General features: G+C 35.0%; 11 protein-coding genes. 7 read left to right on the top strand and 4 right to left on the bottom strand.

All coding sequences use genetic code 11. The features are described 5' to 3' along the window. The first annotated feature begins 53 nt into the window (after nucleotides 1–53). Together ABIQ27_RS07005 and ABIQ27_RS07010 are read left to right on the top strand one after the other, a co-directional pair. Nucleotides 54–905, top strand: coding sequence for a BadF/BadG/BcrA/BcrD ATPase family protein (locus tag ABIQ27_RS07005; RefSeq protein WP_348033071.1), 852 nt, complete (start codon nucleotides 54–56; stop codon nucleotides 903–905). 131 nt (nucleotides 906–1,036) lie between these two features. Next, complete coding sequence (locus tag ABIQ27_RS07010; RefSeq protein ID WP_348033072.1) at nucleotides 1,037–1,411, top strand: methylglyoxal synthase; 375 nt, start codon at nucleotides 1,037–1,039, stop codon at nucleotides 1,409–1,411. A gap of 3 nt (nucleotides 1,412–1,414) precedes the next feature. Here ABIQ27_RS07010 and ABIQ27_RS07015 read toward each other — a convergent pair whose 3' ends face one another. Beyond that, nucleotides 1,415–2,035 carry a hypothetical protein gene (locus ABIQ27_RS07015; RefSeq protein ID WP_348033073.1) on the bottom strand — a complete coding sequence of 207 codons (621 nt, stop codon included), beginning with the start codon at nucleotides 2,033–2,035 and terminating at the stop codon, nucleotides 1,415–1,417. 215 nt (nucleotides 2,036–2,250) lie between these two features. Between ABIQ27_RS07015 and ABIQ27_RS07020 the strand changes: the two genes are divergently transcribed. Beyond that, complete coding sequence (locus tag ABIQ27_RS07020; RefSeq protein ID WP_348033074.1) at nucleotides 2,251–2,670, top strand: VOC family protein; 420 nt, start codon at nucleotides 2,251–2,253, stop codon at nucleotides 2,668–2,670. Further along, nucleotides 2,667–3,161, top strand: a complete 495-nt coding sequence (locus tag ABIQ27_RS07025; RefSeq protein WP_348033075.1) for a hypothetical protein — start codon at nucleotides 2,667–2,669, stop codon at nucleotides 3,159–3,161. The genes ABIQ27_RS07020 and ABIQ27_RS07025 overlap by 4 nt, the downstream gene beginning before the upstream one ends. Nucleotides 3,162–3,165: 4 nt before the next feature. On the opposite strand, the gene ABIQ27_RS07030 is transcribed toward ABIQ27_RS07025, so the two are convergent. From ABIQ27_RS07030 to ABIQ27_RS07040, 3 genes are all read right to left on the bottom strand, one after another. Continuing rightward, nucleotides 3,166–4,746, bottom strand: a complete 1,581-nt coding sequence (locus ABIQ27_RS07030) for a Na+/H+ antiporter (RefSeq protein WP_348033076.1) — start codon at nucleotides 4,744–4,746, stop codon at nucleotides 3,166–3,168. 120 nt (nucleotides 4,747–4,866) lie between these two features. After that, entirely contained in the window at nucleotides 4,867–5,253 is a 387-nt protein-coding gene (locus ABIQ27_RS07035) for a RidA family protein (protein ID WP_348033077.1), read from the bottom strand. A 10-nt stretch (nucleotides 5,254–5,263) separates the two neighbouring features. Further along, complete coding sequence (locus tag ABIQ27_RS07040) at nucleotides 5,264–7,927, bottom strand: putative LPS assembly protein LptD (protein WP_348033078.1); 2,664 nt, start codon at nucleotides 7,925–7,927, stop codon at nucleotides 5,264–5,266. Between the two features lie 133 nt (nucleotides 7,928–8,060). Between ABIQ27_RS07040 and ABIQ27_RS07045 the strand changes: the two genes are divergently transcribed. From ABIQ27_RS07045 to ABIQ27_RS07055, 3 genes are all read left to right on the top strand, one after another. Beyond that, a complete protein-coding gene (locus ABIQ27_RS07045) occupies nucleotides 8,061–9,188 on the top strand; it encodes an N-acetylmuramoyl-L-alanine amidase (RefSeq protein ID WP_348033079.1) in 1,128 nt (375 codons plus the stop codon). A 22-nt stretch (nucleotides 9,189–9,210) separates the two neighbouring features. Beyond that, nucleotides 9,211–10,380 (top strand): N-acetylmuramoyl-L-alanine amidase, encoded by a 1,170-nt coding sequence (locus tag ABIQ27_RS07050; RefSeq protein ID WP_348033080.1) that lies wholly within the window; start codon nucleotides 9,211–9,213, stop codon nucleotides 10,378–10,380. A gap of 59 nt (nucleotides 10,381–10,439) precedes the next feature. Beyond that, nucleotides 10,440–10,796: MlaD family protein (locus ABIQ27_RS07055; RefSeq protein ID WP_348033081.1), on the top strand; the 357-nt coding region annotated here is incomplete at its 3' end.

Consider the following 10,796-nt stretch of genomic DNA (forward strand, 5'->3'; position numbering starts at 1 on the left):
AAGAAGCAGGTTTTATAATTCGTAATTCCTAATTCGTAATTCCTAATTAATTTATGAAATTATTAGTTGATAGTGGCTCTACCAAAGCCGATTGGATTGCCATTGATGAAAACGGAAAAGTGCTTTTCACTACGCAGACACTTGGTTTAAATCCCGAAGTTTTAGATAAAGCAGAAGTCATCAATCGTCTTGACGATAAATTTGATATCGAACACAACAAAGACAAAGCAACACATCTTTATTTTTATGGAGCAGGTTGCGGAACGGATAGAATGAAAGAATTTTTGACCAAAGTGTTTCAGGAATATTTCACCAACGCTGTCGTTTCGGTTTATGAAGATACGTATGCAGCGGTTTATGCGACTACGCCAAAAGACGAAGAAGCGATAGTTTGCATCCTCGGAACAGGTTCTAACTGTAGTTATTTTGATGGCAAAGTGTTGCATCAAAAAGTGCAGTCATTAGGTTATATTGCAATGGATGATGGTTCTGGAAATCGTTTTGGAAGACATTTAATCCGCGGATATTATTTCAATAATATGCCCAAAGAACTGGCTAAAGAATTTGAAGAAGAATACAATGTTGATGCTGATTACATCAAAGCTAATTTGTACAAAGAAGCCAATCCGAATGCATATTTAGCGACTTTTGCTAAGTTTATAATTAAGCACAAGGATAATGAGTTCTGTAAAAAAATCATCAAGAAAGAATTGAAATCTTTCACCAAAAACTATATCATGCAATTTGAAAATCACAAAGAAGTGCCAGTGCATTTTGTTGGTTCGATAGCGTTTTATTTAAAAGATGAATTGGAACAAATTTTAGCCAAACATGACATAAAAATGGGTAACGTACTAAGAAGACCAATTGACGGTTTGATTGCTTACCACATTTTAAATAAATAATACTATTTGTCATACCCGCGAATTTTGTCATTCCCGCGAAGGCGGGAATCCATAATAAAGGTCTGCTAACGTAGACCTTTTTTATTTGCCAACGTTACCGTTAATAATTAACTTGCATCAAAATACAAAACATGGAAATAGCAATCATTGCACATGATGGCAAAAAAGCTGACATGGTTCAGTTCATCAATAAAAACAAACACATACTCGTAAAAGAACACATAAAACTAATCGCTACCGGAACAACAGGAGGAAAGGTTGAAGCTGTTGGCATTAAAGTAAAGAAAATGCTTTCCGGACCACAAGGCGGCGATGCTCAAATTGCAGCAAGAGTTGCTGAAGGAAAAACCAAAATGGTATTGTTTTTTAAAGACCCAAACTCGAGTCACGCGCATGAACCAGACATCAGCATGCTGATTCGTATTTGCGACGTACACAATGTGCCTTTGGCTACCAATGAAGCTACGGCACAGTTATTATTGTTGGGTTTGGATGAAATGAAGTAAGATTTAATTGCTTAATGAACTTATAAAATTCTCGGTTAACAGTTTACCAATGTTTGGATTGTTGTAATTTATGTTTACACTAAACAAATTATTGTTTATAAAACTATTGTACAAATCCTGTGTCAGTAGTAATTCATCCGTTTTGGAATCATACAATCTCGTTTGGACTTTATAGAAATCATAATTTCCTATTCTCATATTTGAGCTGCTTACGTCGAACTTTAAGGTTTCAATTTTAGAATAGGTATCATTGAATAATTTGACAATAAAATTTTTGTGATCCTCAAGCGATGTTATCTTACTTCCCGCTAATGATTCAAAACTCGACAAAAAAGTATTTCTTTTATCTACTTCAAAGCCAATGAGATGTGTGGGGTTTTGCGATACAACTGTCCCGTTCGGAAGTACAACTGTAGCTGCATCAAGTACATAACCTTCCGGAATTTTTATGTTCCAGTCAAACTTCAAACAGCTATAAGTACCATTCTCTATTTTTCCATTTGGATTCACTTTAATAGTCGATGCATTCAACGCGTCCGTGCCATTTGACCCAATAACTTTCTCCTGAGAAAAGATAGAATTGGAAGCAATTATCAGTAAAAAGGATATAAATTTTAGTTTCATTTTTTGTGTTGTAATTCTCAGCCTCAAAAGTAAAAAAATACAACAGTTTTTACTATCAGAATTTTGTTAAAACTATTAATTATATAAAAAATAGTCCAGGATTATATAACAGATTATTTTAAACAAGAATTAAATTTGGTTTACTTAATTCTAACACTTTTCATTATGTCAATAGTTAGTATCCAGTGAAGAGTTAAATCAAAAAATATATAGCTATGGAAAAGATGAATCCCGTTGTGCATTTTGAAATGCCTGCAGAAGATAGAAATAGAATGGCCGTTTTCTATGCCAATGCTTTTGGCTGGAAAACACAAATGCTTGGTGAAGATATGGGTAACTATGTTGTGGTTACCACTTCAGAAACAGATGAAAAAGGAATGATTAAAAATCCCGGATCTATAAACGGAGGTTTTTATCCGAAAAATGATGAAACACCAGATCAATGTCCGTCTTTAGTAATTGGTGTTGAAGATATTCGGGAAGCAATGGACAATGTCATACAAGCCGGAGGCAAATTGCTTGGCGAACCTGTGGATATTCCAGGTCACGGATTATATGTTTCCTTTTATGATACCGAAGGCAATCGTGTTAGTATTATTCAACCATCTATGAAAATGCAATCTTCCGGTCAATGAAAAACTATTTAATTGCCATAGTAGTATTGCTGCTAATTTTCTCCTGCAAACAGAAAGAGCAAACTAAAGTCATTCCGGTTAATATGAGTGATACGATCCCGATAGCTATCGGGACTGAAAAAGAGAAAGCAAAAGAATCTTTTTTGAATGAGCAGCATGGTGACACTATAAAGATGCTGATTCAGGATGAAAAAGGAAATTATAGCGCCATTGGAACAATAGATTCGATTCATCCGAGAATTTATGTGAAGTTTGTAAACGATGCAATTTGCAGCTTGAAAGCATCCGTTATTCCGGCAAAATTTGAAGACAGCAATATTCGTTTTAACCAAATCATTTTCCCTGATAAAACTGCCGATGGCCCATTTGGGAAAGATTTAGAACAGGAACTCACACAAAACGGAGAATATATACTGATAATTGGACATTCCCAAATGGCTGAAAACCCATATCAGGGTAAGTTTAAAGTAGAGATTCAGCTATCGAATTAATGTATCAAATAAAACGCATTTTTTCTTCTTCCATATCCAAATGATGAAGATGTCTGCGGATGATTCGCTCATCAATTTTAGTGTCTTTTTTATTTCTTTTGATAAGCCATTTTCTTTGCTGGCTAAGTATGGTAATATATATTGCTCTGGATTCCGCAGTCATATCAGCATCTTCATTCAATATTTTACTGTCTTTCCATTTGCTGGCCATCTTACGCAACATGGGCTGTTCTTTCAGCGCATCGCTATAATTATTTTCTAAATGAAGCAAAGCGAATTCTGCCAATTCATGTTTCAAATCATTATAAACTCTTTGTTCATCTTCTTCCTCTTCGGTAGTCATCATTTTAAATTTTCGAATAAGATAGGGCAATGTCAATCCCTGTACAACCAAAGTCAGTAATATCACTACAAATGTGATAAACAATATAAGATTGCGTTGCGGGAAATCGTTTCCATTATCCAATTTTACAGGAATTGATAAAGCAGCAGCCAATGATACAACGCCACGCATTCCGGTCCAGCCAATGATAAATGGACCTTTCAATCCAGGATTACGTTTATCTGCGACCTTGATAAAATTACGGGCAATTATGGTTGTAATCACAGCTCCATAAGCTGCCAAAATCCTAACTATAATTAAAACAAACGTTATCAGTACGCCATAACCAATTGCGGAATAAAAGCTCACACCTTCTTTTTCAAGCCCAGCTGTAATGGTTGGTAAAGAAAGTCCTATCACTGTGAATACCAAACCATTTAATACAAATACAAGGCTTTGCCATACGTTATATCCTCTGACACGCGATGCACTCGATAAGAAAGAATGTCGGTTATGGGATAAATACAAACCGGCACTAACTACGGCCAATACTCCCGAACTGTGTAGTTCCTCAGCTGCAAGATAAATCATATAAGGCGTTATCAGCGTAAGCGCAGTATCCATATTGGCGTTGGTAGGAAGGTATTTGTGGAACTTCATAAAAAGCCATCCTATCAAGAGACCAATTCCAATACCTCCAATTACCATCCACGAAAAGCTGACTATCGCCTTTGAAAAAATGAATTGTGTAGTACTGACTGCGACTAATGAAAATCGGAAAATGATTAGTGATGAAGCATCATTCAGCAAACTTTCACCTTCGAGTATTGATGATATGGTACGCGGTACTTTTACAAATTTTAGAATAGCTCCGGCACTTACTGCATCAGGTGGAGAAACAATTCCGCCTAACAAGAAACCTAATGCCAGACCAAATCCCGGTATAAAATAATCTGCCACTAATGCAACAGATAAAGCGGTCAGAAATACTACGACAAAGGCAAAGCTTAGTATAATCCGGCGCCACTTCCAGAGCTCTTTCCATGATATTGACCATGCCGCTTCATATAATAATGGAGGCAAAAAGATTAGAAAAATAAATTCAGGATTTATGCTTACGGTTGGAATTCCCGGCACAAGGCTAATCAGTAATCCGGAAACAATCAATAAGATAGGGTAGGCGACTTTAATCTTATCGGCCACCATCATTATCATTACGATTGCAAAGATTAAGATTAGGTAAAATGGGAAATTTTCTAACATAAAGATTTTAGGATTTAAACAAATATAGGAATTAGTTTATTGCGTAGCAATCAATAAAAATCCCCAACTGTTTTCAAAATCAGGGATTATACGGAACAATAATTACTGAACACTGATCACTTATTTTACTGCTATCATCGAAATCTCAACGTTAACACCTTTTGGCAAACCTGCCACCTGAACGGTTTCGCGTGCCGGTGCTGTTTTTTCGTCAAAGTAACTTGCATAAACAGTATTGATACGGGCAAAATCGCCCATATTCATAATGAAGATTGTAGTTTTTACTACATTGTCAAAAGTCATTTCGGCAGCTTCAAGAACAGCTTTCATGTTTTCCATGACTTGTTTGGTTTCGGTTTCTATATCGTCAAGAACTAATTCCATAGTCGCTGGATTTAGTGCTATCTGACCCGAAGTATAAAGTGTATTTCCAACTAAGACCGCTTGGTTATATGGTCCAATTGGCGCCGGAGCTTTATCTGTGTAGATTATTTTTTTTAAACTCATAACTTATAATTTATCTCAAAGTTCTGTCTGCCTGGTTTCGTTTATCCCATTTGATATCACTCAAAACACCTGCTTTTATTCCAATGAAAAATCCCCAATATGGATTATCTCCAAAAGGAACCCAGTTGAAATCCATTCGCCAACTAAGCAAATCTCTCTCAAATCGAAGCTGTGTAAAGGTAACACCGTCCTGAACAAAATCATAACCTGTCGAAACTCCAATTTTCCATTTGGGTGTCAAATCGGTATTCATAGAAACCATCAACGAGTTTCCTGATATTTTTTTCTCGCGGTTATTGTTTGAATAGGTCAATGAATAGGCGAGGTTCATATCCCATGGCAATTTATATTTGAAAAACTCACTGGTAGTTTCATCCTCTTTGCCATCGTCTTTGAATTGGCTCTGTCGCCTGTCGCTCAAATCGGTATTGCTTCCGAACAAATCATCTTCACGGCCACCATTTCTTTCGCCTTGTTTGTTTTTCTTATCCAAAGCTTCGCCATCTTTGCTGGAGAAAGCATAGTTTAAAGTCATGTTGGCACTTGTCATTCTAAACAGACTTCCGCCATTGTCAATGTTCCATGTATTGATTTTGTGTCCAGAATTGTTTATCGCATAAGGATCAAGTGTTGCTCCAAAATTGACATTCATTTTTTGGTTAAAGAATTGAGTTCCGCCACTAACACGCAATGGTGCCCACTTTAATGAATCGGCTGTTATGTCATAATATGTTGATAAATTCAAATTATTAAGCAACATGATTTTCTTTGGCTCTGTTTTGGTTGAATCCTTGTCGGTTATTTTAGCTTCAAAAGTATTGCTCAAACTGAATCCCAAAATGTTTGACATGTTTTTTCCTGGTGAACCAAAAATCCCATTATCAAATCGCGTATATTCTACCATGGTTCCGCTTCCGTTAGAGTTGTAAGTGTCATAGTATTTCGAAAAACTTGGTGTATAACTATAGGAAACATTCGGACGCATTACGTGTCGTATTGCCTGAATTTTTTTTGTTTCACCAAAATTAAAAGTTCCATAAACAGTTGTCCCTAATCCAGTGCTGAAAGAATAAGTCCTGAAAGCATCAAATCCCTGTACGTTAGTATCAACGACAGCGTTCGTTGTTGGATCAAATTGACGTCTGATGGTTTTTAAATACCAAACTTCATTATAATTTATCGAAGAAGTAGCGCTAAAATATTTGAAAACCTTAAAATTTGTACTCAACGGAATGCTGTGCTGGAATCCGACTTTTGCATCTCTGAACATTTGAGGTTTAAAGAAAAGCGAATCGGTAGTTTCCATTCTGTTTTCGCCTCTTAAGGTATATTGCAGATTGATATTTTTTAAAATCCCTTTTTTAGTACCGTCTTTTGGTGCAAAAGGATACATTCTGTCAACATTCACTTGCAGTGTTGGCAAGGTCATACTGATTTTTTCCGTATTGGTATTTTGTTGATGCGAAGCAGTCAGAGAGAAATTGACCTGTGGCACAGAATTAAATGTTTTGGAATAAGAAATTGATGACTGCAATTGATTATTCAATCTGGAACCAACATTACTTTGATTAAGTGAATTGATGAAATATTTACTGGTTCCAAGATTTACAGAGGCCGAAAAGCGTGAGTTTGGATTGGACTTAGCATCTTTGGCATGTGTCCATTGAATGTTGTAATTATTACTTCTTGAATAGTCAGGATAACCTCTTTCGCTTTCGATAATATTTTCAATCCTGATGTTCACATTACCCGAAAACTTATATTTTTTGGCATAAGACGATTCGAAACGCATCGCATAACTTCCATTGGTGTAATAATCGCCTAAAACGGCCAGGTCATAATTATCGCTTAACGCAAAATAATAACCGCCATTTTGCAATGAAAAACCTCTGGTGTTGCTGTCATTATAACTCGGAATTATTATCCCTGAACGACTTTTCTCCGTCATCGGGAAAAAAGCAAATGGTAAAGCTATAGGCGTCGGCACATCAGCGATATACATATTGGTAAATCCAACTACTACTTTTTTTCCGGGCACAAATTTCACTTTATTGGCTAAAAAATAATATTCAGGATTATCGATATCTTTTGCAGTAGTAAAACGAGCGCTTTTCATAAAGTAAACTGAATCGTTTTCTCTTTTTGTTTTTTCAGCTATGACATTAAATTCCCCTTGGTTAGTTCTTGAATTCCAAACCAATGCCTTTTTAGTTTTGTAGTTAAACCGAATAGAGTCGGGTTCAATCACACTGTTTCCCTGTTTGAAAACCGGTCTTTGGGTTAAATTGCCAAGTGAATCTTTTATTCTTCCGGCATAGACTTCATTTTTATTATAATCGATGACAATGATTCCCGATTTGAGTTCAATATCCTGATAATAAACTTCGGCTTTATTGTAAAGTGTTATTAATTTTTTCTTTTGATCGAATTTTTCGTAATCAACAGCTTTCCTTCTTATCTTACTTTCGAGCAGTGGTTTTTTATTTTTAGATGTGTCAGCAACACTTGAATCTGAAGGTTTTATTTGTATTTTTTCTAAATTTTCCGGCTTAGTATCCTGATTATTAGAAGGGAAAGATTTGTTTTTTTGATTGCCGTCCTGGGAATATATTTTTGCGTTTCCCAGTGTTAGGAAAATTGTTAAAAAAACGATATAAATTAAGTTTCTTTGCAAAGGTTTAATGCTATTTTTGTAGAAATATGGCTTGATTTTTGACGAAGCAAACTTAAACAATATTTTCGGTCAAAAATAAGGAAATATTGGCATTATAACCTTTTGGTTTTAATTAAAATTAACTTTTGAGTAGATGAGATTATTAAATAATATAAAAACCTGTTTTTCAACACTTTTGATTTTTAGTATTCTGAATGTCTTTGGACAGACAGATTCTAATAAGTTTTCGATAGTTCTGGATGCAGGTCATGGTGGAAAAGATCCGGGAAATTCCTATCACGGATATGTTGAAAAAGACATTGCTTTGAAAACAACTCTTAAAGTTGGTAAATTTCTTGAAAGAGAAAAAGATTTTGAAGTGACGTATACCCGCAAAACAGACGAATTCATAGAATTGGTAAACCGTCCAAAAATCGCGAATAAGATTGATGCTAATTTATTTGTTTCTATTCATTGTAATTCGGTTAAAAACTTTGAACCTGCCGGAACTGAAACATTTGTAATGGGACTTTCAAGAACGAATATGAATATGGAAGTTGCCAAAAATGAAAACTCGGTAATCTTACTGGAAGATAATTACAAAAAGAATTATCAGGGTTTTGACCCAAACAAACCAGAAAACCTTATCGGATTAAAAATTATTCAGGAAGAGAATTTGTACAGCAGCATTAGCCTTGCAACAACTATTCAGGAAAATTTCACCAATCGTTTGAACAGAAAAACCAGAGGCGTAAAACAACAGCCTTTATGGGTTTTGGATGCCGCCAAAATGCCTGGAGTTTTGATAGAGTTAGGTTTCTTATCCAATAAAGAAGAAGGTGAATATCTGAATTCTGATGAAGGGCAAACCGAAATGGCACGCCAGATTGCAAATTCAATCATTCATTACAAGAAAATGTATTTCAATGAAACCTTAACTGAAGAGGATATAAAGGATATTGATAAAAAATATGCAGAACAAAAGGAAATTTCAGATAGCGTAATTGCGAAGCCTAATGAAACTGTAAAAATTGAACCTGGGCAGACGTTATATAAAGTTCAGCTCTTTGCCAGTTCTAAAAAGAAAGATCTGTATTCGAGTGATTTCAAAGGATTGAGAGATATTTCATTTACTTTTGAAAATAATCTTTACCGTTATTATTATGGGAAATCATATGATTTAGAATATTCAAGAAAAATGTGTAATGAAGCCAAAAGCCACGGATTTTCAAGTGCTTTTATAGTTGTATTTGCCGATGGAAAAGCGTCAGCTTTAAAATAATTAATTAAGTTAAAAGTAGATTTTGAAAGTAATAAAACAAATAAAAGCAATAACAATAGCAACATTCGCTATTTTATTGTTTTCAAACGCAGCACATTCCCAAAAGTTTAAAGTAACACTCGACGCCGGTCATGGTGATCATGATTATGGCGCAGTCTATCATGGGCATATTGAAAAAAATATTGCTTTGGCAGTAGTATTGAAAGTGGGGAAAATATTGGAAAAAAATTCAGGAATTGATGTAATCTATACCCGAAAAGGAGATCAGTTTATCGATTTAGTTGAACGTGCCAACATTGCCAACAGAGCTGACGCCGATATTTTTGTTTCGATTCATTGCAACGCAAATACGAATAATGCTGCTGATGGCTGTGAAACCTATGTAATGGGTATGTCAAAAAATGCTTCAAATTTAGAAGCAGCAAAACGAGAAAATGCCGTAATTACCTTGGAGAAAGATTATAAAGAAAAATATGAAGGCTTTGATCCAAAATCACCCGAATCTATTATATCTAAGACTATGATTGTTGAGCAATTTCTTGAGCAAAGTATAGCTTTAGCTGGGAAAATACAAGGACAATTTATACAAAGTGGTAAAAAAAGCCGCGGAGTCAAACAAGCGCCTTATATGGTTTTACACAAAGCCTACATGCCAAGAGTTTTGATAGAAATGGGTTTTATTTCTAATCAGGCGGAAGGCTCAAAATTAGATTCAGAAGCAGGTCAACAGGAAATTGCAGAATCTATCGCCAATGCAATTATTAGCTACAAAAAAGAATATTTTGGAGCGAGTGATAATGATAATGCCATCAAACCATCGCAACAAATTGAAGAACCTATAAAAAAGCTCGATACAATCGCTAAAAAGCCGACAGTAAAAACTACTGATGTTAAAAAACCAGAAGTGAAAAAACCAGAAGTAAAACCAGAAGTTGTCAGCTTAGGAGTAGCTTCGTTTAAAGTGCAGCTTTCTGCAAGCGGAACCAAGTTAGATACAACACCAAGCAACTTTAAAGGTTTAAGCAATATTTCTGTTTCTTCGGAAGGAAACCTATACAAATATATGTATGGAGAAACTACCAATTATGAAGAAGCAAAACGATTATTATCGGAAGCCAAAGCCAAAGGATTTGCTTCAGCATTTTTAATTGCCTTTAAAAACGGTAAAAAGTATCAGTTCAAGATGCATTAAAACAATAATAACAAGGAGTTTTAATAATTTATTTTAACTTTGCCAAAAACGATTTACCATTGAAAATTACTAGAGAAATTAAGACCGCAATATTAGTTATTGCTTCTATTTTATTATTTATTTGGGGTTACAGTTTCCTTAAAGGAAGAGATTTGCTTTCAAACTATAAAACATTTTACGTTCAATACGATAACGTAGAAGGATTAGTTAATTCTGCGCCAGTAACCATTAACGGACTTATAGTTGGTAAAGTGGCTAGTATCAAATTCCTCGACACTGCTGGAAAAATTCAGGTAGAATTACAGATCAAAAATGACTTTCCTTTTTCAAAAACAAGTGTTGCAGCTATTTACGAGCCAGGTTTGATTGGCGGAAAGCAAATTATGATTATACCAAATTTTAAAGATAATGTACCT

The sequence above is a fragment of the Flavobacterium sp. genome, from assembly GCF_039916025.1.
GTDB lineage: Bacteria > Bacteroidota > Bacteroidia > Flavobacteriales > Flavobacteriaceae > Flavobacterium.